At 52.9% G+C, this 17,839-nt stretch carries 18 protein-coding genes; 5 read left to right on the top strand and 13 right to left on the bottom strand.

Going from position 1 to position 17,839, the window contains the following annotated elements; translation table 11 throughout:
- Position 1 precedes the first annotated feature (1 nt).
- The 3 genes from DYU11_RS28010 to apaG form a co-directional block, all read right to left on the bottom strand.
- Positions 2–1,369: a monooxygenase gene (locus DYU11_RS28010; protein ID WP_119671055.1), complete on the bottom strand. Its 1,368-nt coding sequence runs from the start codon at positions 1,367–1,369 to the stop codon at positions 2–4.
- 241 nt (positions 1,370–1,610) lie between these two features.
- Positions 1,611–2,390 carry an O-methyltransferase gene (locus DYU11_RS28005; RefSeq protein ID WP_119671054.1) on the bottom strand — a complete coding sequence of 260 codons (780 nt, stop codon included), beginning with the start codon at positions 2,388–2,390 and terminating at the stop codon, positions 1,611–1,613.
- Between the two features lies 1 nt (position 2,391).
- Complete coding sequence (gene apaG, locus DYU11_RS28000) at positions 2,392–2,778, bottom strand: Co2+/Mg2+ efflux facilitator ApaG/CorD (RefSeq protein ID WP_009283992.1); 387 nt, start codon at positions 2,776–2,778, stop codon at positions 2,392–2,394.
- A 144-nt stretch (positions 2,779–2,922) separates the two neighbouring features.
- Between apaG and ung the strand changes: the two genes are divergently transcribed.
- The gene (gene ung / locus DYU11_RS27995; RefSeq protein WP_119671053.1) at positions 2,923–3,588 is read left to right on the top strand and encodes a uracil-DNA glycosylase; all 666 of its coding nucleotides are present in this window, start codon (positions 2,923–2,925) and stop codon (positions 3,586–3,588) included.
- Between the two features lie 89 nt (positions 3,589–3,677).
- Here the strand turns inward: ung and lepB are convergent, their stop codons facing one another.
- The 5 genes from lepB to DYU11_RS27970 form a co-directional block, all read right to left on the bottom strand.
- Entirely contained in the window at positions 3,678–4,850 is a 1,173-nt protein-coding gene (gene lepB, locus DYU11_RS27990) for a signal peptidase I (protein ID WP_119671052.1), read from the bottom strand.
- A 75-nt stretch (positions 4,851–4,925) separates the two neighbouring features.
- Positions 4,926–5,666 (bottom strand): 4-hydroxy-tetrahydrodipicolinate reductase, encoded by a 741-nt coding sequence (gene dapB, locus DYU11_RS27985; RefSeq protein ID WP_119671051.1) that lies wholly within the window; start codon positions 5,664–5,666, stop codon positions 4,926–4,928.
- A gap of 8 nt (positions 5,667–5,674) precedes the next feature.
- Positions 5,675–6,376, bottom strand: coding sequence for a DUF5683 domain-containing protein (locus DYU11_RS27980; protein WP_119671050.1), 702 nt, complete (start codon positions 6,374–6,376; stop codon positions 5,675–5,677).
- Between the two features lie 77 nt (positions 6,377–6,453).
- Entirely contained in the window at positions 6,454–7,380 is a 927-nt protein-coding gene (locus DYU11_RS27975; protein WP_119671049.1) for a ParB/RepB/Spo0J family partition protein, read from the bottom strand.
- A gap of 86 nt (positions 7,381–7,466) precedes the next feature.
- A complete protein-coding gene (locus DYU11_RS27970; RefSeq protein WP_119671048.1) occupies positions 7,467–8,252 on the bottom strand; it encodes a ParA family protein in 786 nt (261 codons plus the stop codon).
- A 519-nt stretch (positions 8,253–8,771) separates the two neighbouring features.
- Here DYU11_RS27970 and DYU11_RS27965 point away from each other — a divergent pair.
- Positions 8,772–8,978, top strand: coding sequence for a hypothetical protein (locus DYU11_RS27965; RefSeq protein ID WP_119671047.1), 207 nt, complete (start codon positions 8,772–8,774; stop codon positions 8,976–8,978).
- Between the two features lie 100 nt (positions 8,979–9,078).
- A complete protein-coding gene (locus tag DYU11_RS27960; RefSeq protein WP_147368059.1) occupies positions 9,079–9,549 on the top strand; it encodes a hypothetical protein in 471 nt (156 codons plus the stop codon).
- A gap of 7 nt (positions 9,550–9,556) precedes the next feature.
- Here DYU11_RS27960 and DYU11_RS27955 read toward each other — a convergent pair whose 3' ends face one another.
- The 4 genes from DYU11_RS27955 to DYU11_RS27940 form a co-directional block, all read right to left on the bottom strand.
- Positions 9,557–10,483, bottom strand: a complete 927-nt coding sequence (locus DYU11_RS27955; RefSeq protein ID WP_119671045.1) for a LysR substrate-binding domain-containing protein — start codon at positions 10,481–10,483, stop codon at positions 9,557–9,559.
- Between the two features lie 51 nt (positions 10,484–10,534).
- Positions 10,535–11,572 carry an SPASM domain-containing protein gene (locus DYU11_RS27950; protein WP_119671044.1) on the bottom strand — a complete coding sequence of 346 codons (1,038 nt, stop codon included), beginning with the start codon at positions 11,570–11,572 and terminating at the stop codon, positions 10,535–10,537.
- A gap of 68 nt (positions 11,573–11,640) precedes the next feature.
- Positions 11,641–12,627 (bottom strand): hypothetical protein, encoded by a 987-nt coding sequence (locus tag DYU11_RS27945; protein ID WP_119671043.1) that lies wholly within the window; start codon positions 12,625–12,627, stop codon positions 11,641–11,643.
- A gap of 180 nt (positions 12,628–12,807) precedes the next feature.
- Positions 12,808–14,763: a hypothetical protein gene (locus tag DYU11_RS27940; RefSeq protein WP_119671042.1), complete on the bottom strand. Its 1,956-nt coding sequence runs from the start codon at positions 14,761–14,763 to the stop codon at positions 12,808–12,810.
- Positions 14,764–14,819: 56 nt separating this feature from the next.
- On the opposite strand from DYU11_RS27940, the gene DYU11_RS27935 reads away from it, so the two are divergent.
- On the top strand, positions 14,820–15,995 hold the full coding sequence (locus DYU11_RS27935) for an NAD(P)/FAD-dependent oxidoreductase (RefSeq protein ID WP_262697186.1): 1,176 nt from the start codon (positions 14,820–14,822) through the stop codon (positions 15,993–15,995).
- Between the two features lie 3 nt (positions 15,996–15,998).
- On the opposite strand, the gene DYU11_RS27930 is transcribed toward DYU11_RS27935, so the two are convergent.
- The gene (locus DYU11_RS27930; RefSeq protein WP_119671179.1) at positions 15,999–16,460 is read right to left on the bottom strand and encodes an Lrp/AsnC family transcriptional regulator; all 462 of its coding nucleotides are present in this window, start codon (positions 16,458–16,460) and stop codon (positions 15,999–16,001) included.
- Between the two features lie 165 nt (positions 16,461–16,625).
- Here DYU11_RS27930 and ald point away from each other — a divergent pair, with 165 nt between their 5' ends.
- Complete coding sequence (gene ald, locus DYU11_RS27925; RefSeq protein ID WP_119671040.1) at positions 16,626–17,756, top strand: alanine dehydrogenase; 1,131 nt, start codon at positions 16,626–16,628, stop codon at positions 17,754–17,756.
- Positions 17,757–17,839 lie beyond the last annotated feature (83 nt).

The following is a 17,839-nucleotide window of genomic DNA, read 5'->3' as shown; positions in this document are numbered from 1 at the left end:
CCTACTCCTCAACGTAGTACCCGAATATAATTCCCATCTCATCCTCGCTGGTCAAGCCGAAGCGAACCGCTTTGTTCGTGGTGTTATTGTAGGTAATTTCAGAGATAAGGCCTTCGCCGGCTTTTAGGGTTAGTGGCGTGGTGTACGTAATGATGTCCGGGTGTTCCCAATCCGTGGATGTATACACCACCTCCCCGTCGCGAGAACCGCCCTTGATTTTGATCACAAACTTTTCGCCCAGCTTGTGCATGTGCGATGTCAACGTGATAATCTTGCCGGGTTTATCAAACACAAACGTCCGGCTGACCGTTACCCGGCTGTTGGGCGGAATATTCAGATTGGTATTACTCAGATCCAGTGTTTTCACAATCCGCTGCACGGTCGCCCGATCAACGGTGTATAAGTTAAGCTGGGCCTCCCCTTTCATGACCGCCCCCGTTCTGTTGACGTAGTGGGAGTTCAGGTCAAGCGATGCACCCGCCGGTATCAGCAAAGCCGTTCCCGCCGGAAACGTATAATCGACATAAGGCGACTGACCGCCCGCCAGATACACGTGGTTCGACATGGAGACTGCCGTCAGGAGGTTAAGCGTGTTATCGGGGTTACGCAGATCGCGAACCTCATTCAACGCAGGCAGCAGATTCTTGTTCCGGAAGTCGTAGGCGACGAAATGGTGGCTGCCGCTCCGCATCTTTATCTCAAACCGGTTCACATACAGATCCTGCGTATTGCCGACGCCCTTCCGCACGAATAATTCCCGTTCAAAGTTCGGAGCTACATCGAACGGACTAATGTTCATCTGCACGCCCTTACCAGAAGCGGGAGCGGGTAAGGGTTCGTACCCTGCCGGTGCGGTACCTGTATCGTCCAGCAGTTTGGCGTCTGCAATGGCACCAGTTTTAGGAGCCCCCGCGTCAATCCAACGGCGTACGAATTCAAGCTGCCCCTCCGACAGGAGCGGCATACCCAGTGGCATTGGGTTACCGTACTGCTTACCCGTGTGGTGGTTGGCCTCGCCGGTCAGCTTGTGGTACAGCAGACTTTCCAGCGACGCGAACGCTTTCACCCGCAGCAGCCCATCCGCCCGGGCCGCACTGTTCTTCGGCGCTACGCCTACCAGATTCTGGTGCGAAAGCCCCTCCGCCAATACCAGACCGTGCTGCGCAAACGACGGGTCTTTCTCCGACGCATGGCATCCCGACGTAGCGCAGGTTGGGGTCAGTAGCTTTTGCTGGAGCAGATTAAACGACGATTCGGTCGGTTCCGGCTCGTCAGGCTCAGCGCTCGGCTCCTGGCAGGAAATGACGGTTAAACCGACACAAAAAGCCGTCAGTACCGCCAGTAAACGATTATCAATCAACCGGTTCATTGTTGACAAAGAAACAATAGATACGGAAAGGTAACGAATTTTAAAGGGGTTTCGGGTACTGCCCAATGGATCTGGGAGAAGTCAGTAACGGGGAGGTTGAATCAAACAATGGTTTTCTATCTTAGGTGTTACTTTTCTCTGCTGATTTATCGCAAACACAACCAAAAAAGAGACTCCGCGCTATAAATAGCAACAAATCAACTGCCTGAAAACGATAAAATTTAATTAACCGGTTATCCAATCAAAAGCGGAGCGTAAAGTCCTGTTTTGGTTGCTCACGCCGGAAAAAGACCAGCCCGATCCAGAACAGATCAATCGTAACGATGACAGACGGATGTGCTTTGATGTACGACCACGCCCGTTCCATTTCGGCCGACCAGTGAATATCATCGAACACGAATACGGTGTCATTATGCGCTTTGGCAAGGCAGGTTTCGAAATACCGTACTGTTGGCTCGTAGCGGTGATTGGCGTCGAAAAAGGCTACATCTATTTTCTCCAGCGTTGCAACAGCAGGGGCCAGCGTGTCATCCAGATTGCCGACAATTACGTTCACGTTCCGGACATCAAGTTGCGCCATGTTCTGCCGGGCAACGGCCGCTGTCTGCGGGCAGCCTTCAAACGTCAGCACCTGCCCATGTGTCATGGCCGATGCACTGGCCAGATAGGCCGTTGTTATTCCCAGCGACGTACCAAGTTCAACGACTGACCGGGCCTGGAAACGTTGAACCAGCCGGTACAGCAACCGCCCAAACCGAGCCGGCTTTTCGGCCGTACGAACGATGTCCCGAATTGCACGCCGGGGAGCCGAACTGACTCTCGACCCAGCCCCAAAATCCGTTACTTCAATCGAATCCGACCGACGCAGCATCGACTGCCGCAGCGACTGAATAGGCCTAAGAGCCGATTCGCGCCGGTTATCAGCCCGAATTACCTCAGTATAGAGCGTAAAAAGAAAAGGAGAATGCAGAGCGTGCTCATCGCGGGCGTTGAGCAGGTAACGCAGATACGCAGGAATCAACTTAGTTTAACTTATACGGCACTACCATGGTGAACTCCGGGATAGTCACCCGCACCTGTTTGCCGTCAATGATCCGTTCGACCAGGTAAGTGCCCACCATCTTGCCCATACTCGACCGCAGGTTGCAGCCGGAGACGTATTGGTGCACTTCGCCCGGTTCCAGCACAGGCTGCTGGCCAACTACGCCTTCGCCCTCCACTTCGCGGACGGTTCCGTTGGAGTCGAAAATAGTCCAGTGCCGGCGAAGCAACTGAATAGTATATTCGCTGGCGTTTTCAATCGTGATACGGTAGGTGAACACATAATGGGCCTGCAACGGGCTCGAATAGTCCGACTGATACTCTGTCTTCACGCTCACCTTTATGCCTTCTGTTACTGCCGAAACCATAAATTTAGCCCCTGTTTGACAACCTTAGAACGAAAATTAGGTTGATTAGTTTTGTTACGCAAGAACCATCATTAAAAAAATTTTCGGGAGCGGCTCTGCTCGTTCTTATGCCTACAATGCCATTAAACCTGTATCAGTTCCCACATGAAAGTCACAATCGCTGAATCGTGGCAGCAACGGCTGCAACCCGAGTTTGATAAGCCTTACTTTCGCCAGTTAGCTGAATTTCTTCGCGAAGAATACACGACTCAGCGTATTTACCCACCCGGCAAACTTATCTTCAACGCGTTCAACCAATGCAGCTTCGACGACACCCGTGTCGTCATTCTGGGCCAGGACCCATATCATGGCGAAGGTCAGGCCAACGGGCTTGCCTTTTCGGTAGCCGACGGCATTACGAAGCCTCCTTCCCTCATCAATATCTTTAAAGAGATCCAGGATGATCTGGGTAAGCCGATTCCAAAATCAGGCAACCTCGAACGCTGGGCCGTGCAGGGGGTTTTACTACTTAACGCAACCCTGACCGTACGGGCTGGTCAGGCCGGCTCCCATCAGGGCAAAGGCTGGGAAGCCTTTACTGACGCCGTTATCAAGCTCATCTCCGACGAGAAAGAACATCTCGTGTTTATGCTCTGGGGCGCTTACGCCCAGAAGAAGGGAGCCGTCATCGATACCGGTAAGCACCTGGTACTGAAGTCCAAGCACCCATCACCCATGGCTGCGCAATGGGGTGGCTGGTTCGGCAACAAACATTTCAGCCAGGCTAACGAATACCTGGAAAGCAAAGGATTAGCTCCGATCAATTGGTAAACGAACAAAAGCAGAAGGGAGGCAGGGAGAAAAGGATTGGCTGTATGCTTACTCCTTTTCTTCCTGCCTCCCTTCTGCTTTTATTTTGATCAATCAATAATCCGGAACAGGCGGCTCCAGCGAATCTTATTGAAGAATCCGTCGGGATTCGGGTCGATAGACATCCAGACAAATACGGCTTTGCCGACAATGTGATCAGCAGGCACAAAGCCCCAGAAACGGGAGTCCAGCGAGTTATGCCGGTTGTCACCCATCATGAAGTAGTAGTCCTGCTTGAAGGTATACGACGTAATGGGTTTACCGTCAATCTTGACACTCGTCGGTGTTACCTCTACGTTCTCATTTCCTTCATACTTCTCGATCACAGGACCGTAAAGAACAATCGTCTTTTCATTCAGTTGAACCGTAGCGCCTTCTTTCGGGATAGTCAGCGGACCGAAGTTGTCGCGGTTCCAGTTATACACCGGCGATCCGTAAATACCCGGTGCCTGTTCGCCGGGCTTATCCATGATCGGCTCTACACTCTTCACCCAGTCGAACGACTTGAACTGATTAGCTATCTGTTCAGTCGTATTGATCCGATAGCCTACCTGCACCGACGACTTGGTTGAGTCATTATACTCCTCCAGCGGCTGCCAGTTATAGGTTGGGTTACTGGGGTCCCGGAAATCATTAACGATGCTGTAGCGCCGGAAAAACGCTTCGTCCATCACCTGACTGGTTTTTACAAAATACTCGTGCTCGGCCTGAGGAGGACGCGGGAACAGCTTTCCGTTCACGTACACATCCTGCCGGCGAATCTCGATCACATCGCCCGGGATACCAATGCACCGCTTGATGTAGTTGGTTTTCAGATCGACCGGATAGTCGATATTGTCATTCAGGTACTTAGGCGGCACATTGAACACCACTACGTCCCCGTTTTTGACGTGCGTGAAGCCCGGAAGCCGGTACATCGGCAACTGAATGGCATCGCTGTACGACGGAATGTTAGTTCCCCAGATTTTCTGGTGCGTGAGGGGTACCTGCAGGGGCGTAGACGTTGTCCGGGTGCCGTAGTGGAGCTTACTCACAAACAGGAAGTCGCCAACCAGCAGGCTATTCTCCATTGACGGCGTCGGGATGGTAAAGGCCTCCATGAACAGCCACCGAATCAACGTAGCGGCTACAACGGCAAACAGTATTGAATCAAACCACTCCCGCGCGGGCGATTTCTTTTTGGTCGCCGGTTTAGCGTCGGCTTTCGTTTTTGTTACAGACACGTTTACTTCTGATGAATGTTGAATGATAACTAGTGGATAATCTGACTTTTAAAGATCAAATATCGCGTATCGTCATCATTCCTCGTTAAAATTTAATAAATCATCCATGCCAAATACCCCTTCATGGCCCGGTAGCCATTCGGCGGCAATCACCGCGCCGAGCGCAAACCCCTGCCGACTGTGGGCCGTATGCGTAATTTCTATCCGATCAACGTCCGAATCGTAGCGGATGGTATGCGTACCGGGTACGGTTCCCTCCCGTAACGATTCGATGCCAATCGCGTCATCGTCAGCGGCTTGTCCATCGGTTTTTTCAATCCAACGGCTTTTGTGGGGCAAGTGTTCAAGCACACCCTGAGCAAGGGTTATGGCCGTACCGCTCGGGGCGTCTTTTTTCTCTGTGTGGTGAATTTCCGTCATCGATACATGGTACGACGGGTAGTTCCGCATGAACTTTGCCAGGACCTTATTCAGTCGGAAAAACAGGTTCACACCGATACTGTAGTTAGACGCATAAAAAAATGCGCCTTTCTGCCGGCGGCATAGGTCTTCTACGTCGGCCAGCCGGCCCAGCCACCCGGTAGTACCGCATACAACGGGCCAGCCGCGTCGAAGGCAGTACGTGATGTTTTCGACAGCCGACTCGGGTGTGGTAAACTCAATGACTACGTCGACGGCGTCATCAGGCAGTTGGTCAGGATCCGTACCGGCCTCATCTTTCCGATCAACCCGCCCAACAATCTGGTGACCGCGATCCAGTGCAATCTGCTCAATTACCCGGCCCATTTTGCCGTAGCCAAATAAGACTATATTCATACGCTTTACTAAAATGTCATTGCCACCCGGACGCCCGGCGCTATGCCCAGCCCGCCCGTCGGCTGAATACCGGGGTGGATTTTTAAGGTTAAATCGTCGGACAGATCGAAGGTTTTCAAATGAGCCGCTACGTTGGCTTCAATTGCGTTGAGCGCCCAACCGGCCGCCGTGAGGATGACGGTTAAATCCCGTTGCCGCCGAAACTGATCCGACGCCCGCTTTAACTGATCTACCCCAAGCACCTGCCCCCGCACAACAGCCACTTTACCCGTCGGGCTATTCGATGGGGCATTGAATGCCACGCGATACCCGTCTACGTACTGGGAATATAAATTCTGATTCCACCGGAACGCAACGATGGCACCCACCAGCCCGCCGTAAATAAACGGCAGTTTCCAGTACTGGCGGTTGTAAATCTGGCCGAGACCTGGCAGCAGCAACGACCGGATCGTGGCTTTCCGGGGTACAATTTTACGGATCTTCGCCTGCTGCGCCGGTGTAACCTGCACCGTATCGCTGGCGATTTGCGCTACGGAATCGGCTACGGGCGTCAGTACTGATTCACCAACCTGCACCGGAACTGCCGGCCTGTTGGCTGGTGGCAGCGTATCGGTAGCTGCCGGAACAGAACCGGTCTGAGCCATCCCGTTTGTTATAGTCAGGCTTGCGTATAAAAAGCCGGCGAGAATCAGGTGAACAAAATGCTTCATAGCAGGAAAACGGAATCAGCGGCAGTTTTGGCCCCTACGTTTGCGCGTTTAAGAATATTTAACGCGCCAAGTAGCCATCAGGCTGCCGTATGATTCAGCACTTCCAGAATCTTATTGAGTTCTTCCTGCGATGTGAATGGAATCTTGATCTCGCCCTTGTGTTTTTCGTCGGCTTTGATCGATACCTTGGTACCAAACAGCGAAGAAAGCTTAAACTGAAGGCTCCGCATTTCCTGCTTGGGCAACGTAACCCGCCGGGCGTTGGTGAGTGGATCCTCGTCGCCGTCGCCCAGGTTCCGAACGGCTTCTTCTACCTTACGGACCGACCAGTCTTCGTCGATGGCGCGGTTGAACAGCCGAATCTGCGTGTCCGGATTCTCGATGTTGATGATAGCCCGGGCGTGACCCATCGAGATTTTATTATCGCGCAGAGCGGCCTGTATCACCGGCGGCAGTTTAAGCAGCCGGATGTAGTTATTGACGGTTGTCCGATTTTTACCCACGCGCTCGCCTAATTCTTCCTGCTTCAGGCTACACTCAGTAATGAGCCGCTGGTAGCTGAGCGCAATTTCGATGGAATTGAGGTTTTCGCGCTGAATGTTTTCGATCAGCGCCATTTCGAGCATCTGCTGATCGTTGGCCGTACGGACGTAAGCCGGGATGTGCGTCAGCCCAGCGATCTTGGACGCCTGCAAACGGCGTTCGCCCGAGATAAGCTGGTAGCGATCTTTACCCAGCTGCCGAACCGTAATCGGCTGAATAATGCCCTGCGCCTTGATCGAATCGGCGAGTTCCTGCAGCGCTTCCTCGTCGAAACGGGTACGCGGCTGGAACGGGTTCGTTTCAATCAGCGTCAGGCTGATTTCGGTCATCGTACTGATGGACTCATACGGCGAGGGTTTACTCGGCCGGTTCACCGAATCGCTGTCCTGCAGCAGGGCGCCTAAGCCACGGCCCAATCCTATCATCTTCTTATTCGGCGCTTTGGTATTGGTGTTGTCCATGAGGAAAGATTTTTGTCAAGAGCTGCCACCGCCAGCCATTCCTTAAAATTCATGAACCTGTTAATCGATGACGTACTACTGACTAATTAAACGGTTTCCTGTGGCATCATCCCGTTTTTAGCCAGGATTTCGCGAGCCAGATTCAAATAGCTGATGGCTCCTTTGCTATCGGCGTCCTGCGCCAGCGCCGGAACGCCAAAGCTGGGCGATTCGCTCAGCCGGATGTTACGCGGAATGATTGTGTTAAAAACCATCTGCTGGAAGTGAGCCGTTACCTCACCTACCACCTGATTCGACAACCGGACCCGCAGATCGTACATTGTCAGCAAGATGCCTTCAATGGACAGGTGCGTATTGAGCCGCGACTGAATAATCTTGATCGTATTGAGCAACTTACCCAACCCTTCCAGCGCGAAGTACTCACACTGCACCGGAATAATGACCGAATCGGCAGCCGTCAGACTGTTGATCGTAATTAAACCCAGCGACGGCGAACAGTCGATGATCACAAAATCATACTCGTCGCGGATCGAGCCCAGCGCGATTTTCATTTTATCCTCCCGGTTCTGGAGGTTGATCATCTCAATTTCGGCCCCGACCAGGTCAATGTGCGACGGCAACAAGTCAAGATTGGGGAAATCCGTCTGGATGATGGCATCATGCGGACGTACGCCCTCGACCATGCACTCATAGATGCTGCTTTCAATTTCTTTCGGATTATAACCTAATCCGGATGTCGAATTAGCCTGAGGATCAGCGTCGACTATGAGCGTTCTGAACTCAAGGGCTGCCAAACTGGCGGCCAGATTGATTGTTGTGGTGGTTTTACCGACGCCCCCCTTCTGGTTGGCGATAGCAATGACTTTACCCATGGGTTTGTACGTTGCAGTCCCAAATATGCCGGATAGTTTTCACGATTCCAAGTAATGTTCCACGGAATGTTTCACAGATTTGCTCAATAATTCAACCTACCCTTTGAACCAGAGAGTTATATCATCTGCGGGTTGTTCTGCATGTAAATCAATTGACTATTTGAACATATAATAAATTGTTAGCTTCCAGACATTCGTCTCACTCGTCAAACTTATCGTACGATTACGTCTGGTTCGTAACCATAGTAGACAATATGACCCAATACTTGTAGAAAATTTTCTACAATAGGCAGCTTTCATATGATTGGTTGCGTTCCAAAAAAATCTATTTTCTAATTCTGTCTTTCTAAGATGCCGCACCAGAAGCCATTTAACACAAGGTCTTCTAGGCTATGTTTATCAAGCCACATTATCAGAAACATGTCGCTTTGCTGGCTGGCAGTAAAGTTGTCGGAAACATCTGGCACCGACCTTCATTGTGAAACTTTTGGTAAAGAAATCAACTAGTTACTCTTTGCTATGCGACAAACATTGATTGTTCTCGGAGTTATATGCACCATCGGTTGCTTTTTTGGTTTCTGTGTGGCCTTAGTTGACATTGTACAGGATGTCAAAACCGGCGTTTACAAAGCCAATTTTCAGGAAGTTGCGCTGGAAATTTTGGGCTTTTCGCTGTACACGGCTCTGGCCTTCCGCTTCCTGCGCAGTAAAATCCCCCTGGTCTGACCCCCTGTTACCTTTCCGGCTGATTCATGGCTTTCGGCCGGGGCATTTCTGCCCTTTAACCTGGTTTCGCATCACGAATTACCTCACGTTCCGAACCCATATGAAACATTTACTACACTCACAACTAACCTACTGCCTGTTTGTATGTATCTCTACGCTTTCGACATACTCCTACGGTCAGTATACTCCGTTTAAAGGTGCCAACATGATTCTGCTTGGCACCAGTCTTGCCGATAAAGAAGCGCTCAATGCGATCGTAACCGTTTTGACTGAGCAATCCATTTCGTTTTCCATCGATAGAAACCTAGTCTCATTTAAGGCTCAGGAAAAGCCGTCGGCCGGTAATGATCCGTTTGTTTTTGAAGGTTTTCTGTCCGTAAACGCAGGGCTGGTGAAACTGACGGGTAAAATGCAGCACGCACCGAACGGCGCTCAAAGCATACGCTACGTACCGGTCGAATACACGACCAGCAAAGCGTCGTTGCAACGCCTGGGTTTTCTGTATATGGATCAGCTCGCCAAAAAGCTACAGCCTGTTCTGCACGGAGTGATTCTATACAAATATCAGTAGTGACCGCTTAGCGTGCGTTTTTCCGCATTCCCGGTTGGGTGAGGTCGGCGTAATGACGCCGGGCAAAACGCAGGAACGTTTCGGCCAGTTGCTCGTTTGCACCCTGTAGCTGGATGGCGTAAAAATCACGTCGGATGGTGAGCCCCTGGACATCCAGCACCCGCAGCACACCGGCCTGGAGTTCGTTCTTCACCGCGTATACTGACACTAGCGCCAGGCAGGGCGATTGTGTCAGGTAGGCTTTGATGCTCTCAGTGCTCCCCAGATACATTTCTACCGTCAGGTCGGTCAGGCGCACCCCGACCTGACGAAGTGCGTATTCGATAACCTCCAGCGTTCCGGAGCCCCGTTCGCGTAACAGCAGCGGCTGCGCTTTCAGCTCGTCGAGGGAGATCTCGTCGCGACCGGCCAGCGGATGATCGGCCCGCACCACCAGCACGATCTCGTCCTGCACGAAGGACGTATACCGAATATCGTGATGGCGCGTGCGGCCCTCTACAATCCCCAGTTCGATGTCTTTGTTGAGCAGTTCGTGTTCGATCTGCTGGGTATTACCGTTCAGCAACGATACGTTCACATCGGCGTATTGTTGATGAAAGCGGGCCAATACGGGCGGAATGACGTATTGCGCAACCGTCGAACTGGCCCCCAGCCGCAACAAACCAGCATACTGCCCTTTCAGCGCATTGAGGTCATACTCCAGTTGGCGGTACGTAGCCAGAATGGTTTCGGCATGGCGGAGGGTTATCTGGCCGGCCGGCGTCAGGCTAATCTGGTTCCCTTTCCGTTCGAAGAGTGCCGTGCTAAGCTGCTGTTCCAGTTCATGAATGTGCTTACTGACGGCCGGCTGGGTGATAAACAGTTCAGCCGCTGCCTTTGTGAAACTGAGCCGCTTAGCCACGGTATAAAAAACCTTCAGGCGGAAATCGAGCATGATTATACGGTGTTCGGGGTCGGTTTTCTGTTTACGTTACCGGGTCGACGGTTAGGCCCAGACTTTTACGCCTTCGGTGCAGTTGCGGCACATCTCGATTTCGGATCGGGAGCGCAGAAGCGTTTGCCGGAAATCGGTGTAAGCCGAACTATGCCATAGTTCACCGAACGACTGGGTTTGCAGATCACCTAAACGATGGTGGGCGTCTTTATCAAAGCAGCAGGGCACCACCAGCCCATCCCAGGTGATGACGCACGAATGCCACATTTTCCAGCAGTGGTTCCCAAGCCCGCTTTTGATCGCATAGGTACCATCAGACTGTGGAGCGTATCGGCTGTACCGATCGATGGTCGGAATGAGGTCGGAGCCGTTTTCGTAATCGTAAATCTGAGCGGTTTTCAGCCCTACTTCGTCCACGCCGAGTTCCCGGGCGAGGGCGTTGACTTCGTTTATCTGGTGTTCATTCGGTTTCACAACCAGAAACTGAAACACCACGTGGGGCGTCCGCGAACGCAGTTGTTTTTTCCAGCGAATGATATTCCGGGTACCTTCAAGTACTTTCTCCAGCTTACCTCCTACCCGATATTGCTGGTACACTTCCTGGGTAGTACCGTCGATGGAAATGATCAGCCGGTCAAGCCCCGACTCCACCGTTTTGCGGGCGTTGGCATCCGTCAGGTAATGCGCGTTTGTCGACGTAGCCGTATAGATGTTTCGGTCCGTAGCGTAGCGAACCAGATCCAGAAACTGAGGATGCAGATACGGTTCTCCCTGAAAATAAAAGATTAAATAGAGCAGCGTATCATGCAGTTCATCGATGGTCCGTTTGTACAGCTCCTCACCCAGCATACCCGTGGGGCGGGTAAAAGAACGCAATCCGCTCGGGCACTCGGGGCAGCGCAGGTTACATGACGTAGTCGGTTCAAACGAGATCGACATTGGCAGACCCGGTTGGGCTACCTTACCGGTTTGCCGGGCTTTATAGTAGCTGTAGAGAACCTTCAGCGCATTGGCAACGCGCTTCGGTGTCAGTTTACCGAAAAAATTCAGGCCATCGTAGATACGACCGACCGGGAGGTTGAGGTTCATACCTCAAAGGTAACAAGGAAGGCCGAAACAATCCCGAAAGATGGGACAGCTTCTGAAGCACGCAGCACTTACAGCCGCCGAAGCAGCACCTTGCCACGCAACGGCAGCCGAAGGGCGCTCATCCGACCCGACAGCAGCCAGAGCCCAGTGCCAACCAGCATAGCCATGCTCAGGCAGGAGGCCTCGGCAACGGTCAGGTAGAGCGCATCCGGTACGCCGAAGATATAATAGCCCGGATAGCGCAGGCTGTCAAAATACAGCCGCAACGTGTTAGCATAGTTCCGGCCGGAAGTCAGTTCGAGTACGGTGGTCAGTGCACAGAAGCCCCCCACGGCCACGAAACCGTTTTGCAGCAAAAGTGCGAGCATTGCCTGCCAGCGCCGGAAAATCATCCCCAGCAGCACCATTCCGATCAGCGCCGTCCACCGACCCGTTTGCAGATCGCTCATCAGCCGCTGGTCCCAGACGGTTGCGTGGTACTCAGCGAGAGCAGCATAATTATGATCAATCCAGAACTGCGTTTCGGTCAGGCGCATCTGGCGGTATTGCCGCTGTTTTTGTTCGAACTGGTTTACCTGCTCAGACGTAGGCAGGGGCAGATTACGGTTGGCCTGGTACCACCGGCTGATCTGGATGGGCAGATTCAACAACAGAATGACCACCAGCAGCGCTACCCACCGTCCGCGCAGCCGCCAGACGGCCAGCAATGTCATAACGGCCAGCACCAATCCGATAAACGTACTGTCGCCGGTGATCAGGTACATAAATACGCCCGTCAGCGTCATAACCAGCATGTGGAGCGCAAACCGGGCAATTAATACAGGTGACGATTGTTTGATGAGCCGGGCGTACCAGCGGGTTATCATATACCCGTAGCCGATAGCCATGATCAAGATGATCCGGCTGGTGACCCACGCCATCAGCTTTTCAACCCCCGACGGGAAGAACTCATTCAGTAAGATGGTCTGGTAAGTCAACACAATCCCCACAATCCCAATAAAACATAACCATCCAACAAACCGACCTACATTTTGTACGGTAAAAGCGAGTGCCATAGTATATTCTATTGAAAGAGGAAGACAACACCAAACAACTAACTTCCTTAACAAACTTACGAAAAACGTACCGAATAATTACTATTCACTTATCCTAAGGTAGGGTACCGATGATAAATAGGATCAATTTGTATGTAAACAGAGTATTTATCAGGCGGTAGTTTTATCGGGTCGGCTACGCTACATGTGGTAAATCCGGCATTGGGCTTCGTCGAAAAGCGGGGTACCGGCAGGTATGCCCGGCAACGAATCAGGTAATACGCCCGTCATAGCGGCCGCAAACACATACCCCGTTGTTTCTTCGTGCGTCCAGACAACGTAGTGGGCTTCGCCCGGAGGCACGAGCCACCGCGTTTGTTTACCCACAATCTGTGGCCAGATCTGCTCCGCCAGTTGCCGCATTCGCTGAATCACCACAAACTGATCGGCATTTTGTCCCCATTCGAACGGTCCCTGGATCACTTTGTCGGGCTGCCGGACATCTTCGATACGAAACACATACAGCTTCGTGTATTCTTCGTTGGCTCCCCGCTGTTCGTGCAAGTTGCGGACTTCAAAGCCCAGACCAACGTAGCTGGGCATATCCGTCAGGAACAGGGCCGTAAAATAGCGGAACAGATTACCGGTTCGGTAGAACTCATCGAACCGGGGGTCGTCCTTATCGGCCGTCATTACGGTAAAATTGGGTGCAAACTGTCGCGTCCTGAGCCAGTGATCGTACGCCCGGAAGCGGTCGACGAACAAGGGAGATCCGACCACCGTCGATTGCAGGTCGCCCAGGGTTGAGTCGGCCTCGATGGCTTCCAGGTGGTCGGGTTCATCGCCGTAGCCCATCGTGTCGGGCGGAGCCAGGAACGTTTCGGCGAAGAATGCATAGTGGGGAGTGCCGTGCTGCCGGACGTACTGCTTAATGGCCCTCAGCGGATCATAGAACGGCCCTGGGGCTGGTGGGACTCCATCGGGCCGCATCTGGACATGCGCCATGTCGCCCCGCATAAAATCAAAATTATAGGCTCGCTGACAGTCGTGGTACTTATGACAAACGTAGTCCCAGGCCGGGTGGTTGGGCTGATCAAAGTCAAGCTCCCATTGCTGGTTATCGTTCCTGGACTCGTAGAACCGATACCGGGCCAGCGGCCCGAATACCCGCGACATTTTTTCGGGTTTATCGAACGCGTACTGGTACCAGATCTGCCCGAAGTCGTCGAGGACGTAGTCGGCCGGATCGATATGCAGCCCCCGGTACGGTGGTGCCATGGTCATGGGCAATGTTTCGAACCCCTGCGCGGTCAGGTACCGAATCAGCTCAAGCCGTCGGCTGAGCCGCCCGCCGTAGTCGTTGGGATGACCAAACAGAATACGGGTACGGTGTTCGTCGGTCAGAATGCTTATGTCCGGGGAAAAGTACAGATCTTTGGCAAACGTCAGCGGGGTTCCGTCGGCGGCACCGTAGAATTTCAGGAACTGCCAGATCGCTCCTTCTACCTGCCGGTACAGCGTAGCCGAATGGTTGGTGAGGGTTGCTCCATCGCGTTGTACCCACTCAAATAACGACGGACAAGCCAGCACAATCTCCGAGAAGCGGTCGGTGTGCGGAATGACGTCCATGCCTACCGTTCGACCCAGCGTGTGCAGCAGATTGATAACAACTTTAAGCTGCTTTTCAACCGTATTCAGAGCCGGAACCGCCTGGGCCAGTTCAACACTAAAAAACTCAGGGTTGATCTGCCAGCTCACCATTCCGTACAGACTACCAACGACGCCCGGCTCCCAGATCGGCAGAAGATGAACGCTGTCGTGACTGGCCGGCAGGGTGAAAACGTAATTGATTACATTCCAGAACGAACCGATGGTCCGTACGTTGACACCTACCATATTGCTGCGTTTCAGCCAGGCGCCATCGGGTTGGCCGGCAACGGGGCCAGCGATGGTTTCGGTGGGATCCAGCGCCCGGCGAAGCCGCTCCGTACCGAGTCGTTTGTGGAGCAGCTCCAGCGTTTGATACACCGAGAACTGAACGGCCGTCTGAGGTAACAGATTTGGGATATATGACTGCTGACCTGAGGTGTACGCTTCTGTATACACGCTATACTGTTGTTGCCAGTTAGTCAGAAGGTCATGTAAAGAGGTAGGCATAGAACAAATGTATTCGGAGTCAATGGGTTTTCAAACCGTTTGTTAGCACAGGTAGTTTGTCTGTCTACAAACCAATTCAACAGGACCAGGACGTAGAGTCCGTAACGCATATGCAGGATGTCATCATTGCCGGTGGTGGACTGGCAGGACTGGTCAGCGCCCTGGAACTCGCGCAGGCAGGTCGTCGTGTCACGCTGATCGAACGCAAAGCCTACCCATTTCACCGGGTTTGTGGTGAGTACGTTTCTAATGAGGTTAAACCATACCTGCAGTCGCTGGGTGTTGATCTGCGGGCGTTGGGAGCGGCTTCCATCGATCAATTCTGGTTGTCGGCCCCCTCGGGCCGGTCATTGCGGACCCCCCTCGATCTGGGCGGATTTGGCGTCAGCCGATATACGCTGGATTATGAGCTGTTCAAACTGGCCGAAGAGGCCGGGGTTCACTTTATGCTCGGCAAAACCGTGGATGATATCGTCTTTACGGAGGAAACCTTTATCGTTACGCTCAACGACGGTCAGACGCTGACGAGTCGGTTGGTTATCGGGGCTTTCGGCAAACGGTCGAAGCTGGACAAGACCCTCAACCGGGCCTTTATGAGCCAGCCTTCGCCCTACATTGGCGTTAAATACCACATCCGGACGGATTTTCCCACCGACCTGATTGCGCTGCACAACTTCCCGGACGGCTACTGCGGGATGTCGGCTATTGAGGACGCTAAATATTGCCTCTGTTACCTGACCACCCGCGACAACCTTCGGCGGTTCGGCAACATACCCGATATGGAAACGGCCATTCTCCACCAGAATCCGCATTTGAAATCCGTTTGGGAAAACGCTGACTTTCTGTACGAGAAACCGGAGGTGATCAACGAGGTATCGTTTGCGCCCAAACAGGCCATCGAAAATCACGTACTGATGGCCGGCGATTCGGCCGGACTCATTACGCCCCTTTGCGGCAACGGCATGGCCATGGCAATCCATGGCGCCAAACTGGTCAGTAGTCTGAGTAATCTGTTTCTTACCGGTCAGCTGTCGCGACCGGTGCTGGAAAAACAGTATCAGTTGGCGTGGTCGCAGCGGTTTGCCCGGCGGCTCTGGGTTGGCCGAACGGTTCAGCGGCTGTTCGGCGACAAATGGCTGTCAGAAGCGGCCGTCAGCGTATTTGGCGCGTTCAAACCGGCTCTCACAAGCGTAATGCGGCAAACACACGGCGAGATGGTACCCGTTTACTAACGGTCAGATCGGCACCACCGTTGAATTTTTGACTTCGGCCATCACAAAAAAACTGCTGATATGCAGAATACCGGGAATGACCGACAGCCGTTCCTGGTAGAACCGGTTGTAGGCTTCCATATCCTGGCTGATGATCTTGACCAGGTAGTCGAACGTACCGGACACCCGGTTGCACTCAAGCACTTCCGGTAACTGGCGTATGGCCGCGTCGAAATCGGCGAACGTATCGCGCGTTTGTTTGTCGAGCGTCACCTGGCAGTAAATCATCAGCAGGTTATCCAGCTTTTTTTTATCCAGAATAGTTACGTAGCGGTCAATAAAGCCTTCGCGTTCGAGCCGCTTAATCCGCTCATGAACCGGGGTTTTCGACAGGTTGATCTGCTGCCCGATTTCCTGGATGGTCAGGCGGGCATTTTCCTGTAATAAGGCCAGAATCTGACGGTCTAATTTATCGAGGTTAAGCATGACGGAAATTTTACGCTGACCGGTAAACATTTTCGTAATGTTAAGGATAAATTCCTGCAAATCTTGCTTGAATAAGCCGTATTTCCTAAAAAAACAGACCGTATCAGAAAATATATACCACCCGACTATTTTTGTTTTATCGATACGTTCAAACTGTTCAGCATCATGGTTATTGGTGTCCCCAAAGAAATTAAAAACAATGAGAACCGGGTGGCTCTAACCCCGGCAGGTGTGGCCGAACTGCGCAAGCATGGTCATACGGTATACGTTCAGGTCAACGCCGGCGAAGGCAGCGGATTTGAGGATGAGGAGTACATCGCGGCCGGGGCCCAGATGCTGCCCACGATCGAGGACGTGTACGGCATCGCCGAAATGATCATGAAGGTGAAGGAGCCGATCGCCCAGGAATATGATCTCATCAAGGAAAACCAACTGCTGTTTACCTACTTCCACTTTGCTTCGTCGGAGGAACTGACGCGGGCGATGCTGGCTAAAGGGGCAGTTTGCCTGGCTTACGAGACCGTCGAAAAAACCGACCGTAGTCTACCGCTGCTCGTGCCGATGTCGGAAGTAGCCGGCCGTATGGCGATTCAGGAAGGGGCTAAATACCTCGAAAAACCGCTGAAAGGCCGGGGTATCCTGCTCGGGGGCGTACCGGGTGTGAAGCCGGCCAACGTCCTGATCCTGGGCGGTGGTATCGTCGGTACACAGGCTGCCAAGATGGCGGCTGGTCTGGGGGCGCACGTGACGATCATGGACATCAGCCTGCCGCGTCTCCGCTACCTGTCGGACATCATGCCGTCGAACGTCCAGACGATGATGTCGAACGAGTACAACATCCGCGAGATGATCAAGGTATGCGACCTGATCGTGGGAGCAGTCCTGATTCCGGGGGCTAAAGCGCCACACCTCATCACCCGCGATATGCTGAGCCTGATGCGGTCCGGTACGGTGCTGGTCGACGTAGCCGTTGACCAGGGCGGTTGTATTGAAACCTGCCAGCCGACCACCCACGAAAATCCGACGTACATCATCGACGGCATCGTTCATTACTGCGTGGCCAACATGCCCGGCGCAGTACCCTATACCAGCACGGTTGCCCTCACGAACGCAACCCTGCCCTACGCGCTGCAACTGGCCAACAAAGGCTGGCAGAAGGCCTGCCGCGACAATATGGACCTGCAACTGGGTCTGAACGTAGTGGATGGCAAAGTGGTGTATAAAGGGGTAGCCGATGCGTTTGGCCTGCCGCTGACCGACGTTAAAGAAGTCCTGCGCGACGAAGTCGAAGCATAATTTTTTCTAAACGCAACGGGCGCCGGGAAAACGCCACGCTCGCTAGGAACAGTAAGTAGTTCCCCGGCGAGCGTGGCGTTTTC

Source organism: Fibrisoma montanum, assembly GCF_003583365.1.
Lineage (GTDB): Bacteria > Bacteroidota > Bacteroidia > Cytophagales > Spirosomataceae > Fibrisoma > Fibrisoma montanum.
This window is presented reverse-complemented; position numbering and strand designations above follow the sequence as displayed.

Excerpts from the sequence above, each read along its gene's own strand:
- DYU11_RS27950 (WP_119671044.1), bottom strand. The coding sequence starts at position 11,572 with ATGAACCTCAACCTCCCGGTCGGTCGTATCTACGATGGCCTGAATTTT.
- DYU11_RS27960 (WP_147368059.1), top strand. The coding sequence starts at position 9,079 with ATGAAACATTTACTACACTCACAACTAACCTACTGCCTGTTTGTATGT.
- DYU11_RS27980 (WP_119671050.1), bottom strand. The coding sequence starts at position 6,376 with ATGAAGCATTTTGTTCACCTGATTCTCGCCGGCTTTTTATACGCAAGC.
- DYU11_RS27975 (WP_119671049.1), bottom strand. The coding sequence starts at position 7,380 with ATGGACAACACCAATACCAAAGCGCCGAATAAGAAGATGATAGGATTG.
- DYU11_RS27940 (WP_119671042.1), bottom strand. The coding sequence starts at position 14,763 with ATGCCTACCTCTTTACATGACCTTCTGACTAACTGGCAACAACAGTAT.
- DYU11_RS27930 (WP_119671179.1), bottom strand. The coding sequence starts at position 16,460 with ATGCTTAACCTCGATAAATTAGACCGTCAGATTCTGGCCTTATTACAG.
- DYU11_RS28010 (WP_119671055.1), bottom strand. The coding sequence starts at position 1,369 with ATGAACCGGTTGATTGATAATCGTTTACTGGCGGTACTGACGGCTTTT.
- DYU11_RS27955 (WP_119671045.1), bottom strand. The coding sequence starts at position 10,483 with ATGCTCGATTTCCGCCTGAAGGTTTTTTATACCGTGGCTAAGCGGCTC.
- ald (WP_119671040.1), top strand. The coding sequence starts at position 16,626 with ATGGTTATTGGTGTCCCCAAAGAAATTAAAAACAATGAGAACCGGGTG.
- DYU11_RS27945 (WP_119671043.1), bottom strand. The coding sequence starts at position 12,627 with ATGGCACTCGCTTTTACCGTACAAAATGTAGGTCGGTTTGTTGGATGG.
- DYU11_RS27965 (WP_119671047.1), top strand. The coding sequence starts at position 8,772 with ATGCGACAAACATTGATTGTTCTCGGAGTTATATGCACCATCGGTTGC.
- apaG (WP_009283992.1), bottom strand. The coding sequence starts at position 2,778 with ATGGTTTCGGCAGTAACAGAAGGCATAAAGGTGAGCGTGAAGACAGAG.
- dapB (WP_119671051.1), bottom strand. The coding sequence starts at position 5,666 with ATGAATATAGTCTTATTTGGCTACGGCAAAATGGGCCGGGTAATTGAG.
- DYU11_RS27970 (WP_119671048.1), bottom strand. The coding sequence starts at position 8,252 with ATGGGTAAAGTCATTGCTATCGCCAACCAGAAGGGGGGCGTCGGTAAA.
- ung (WP_119671053.1), top strand. The coding sequence starts at position 2,923 with ATGAAAGTCACAATCGCTGAATCGTGGCAGCAACGGCTGCAACCCGAG.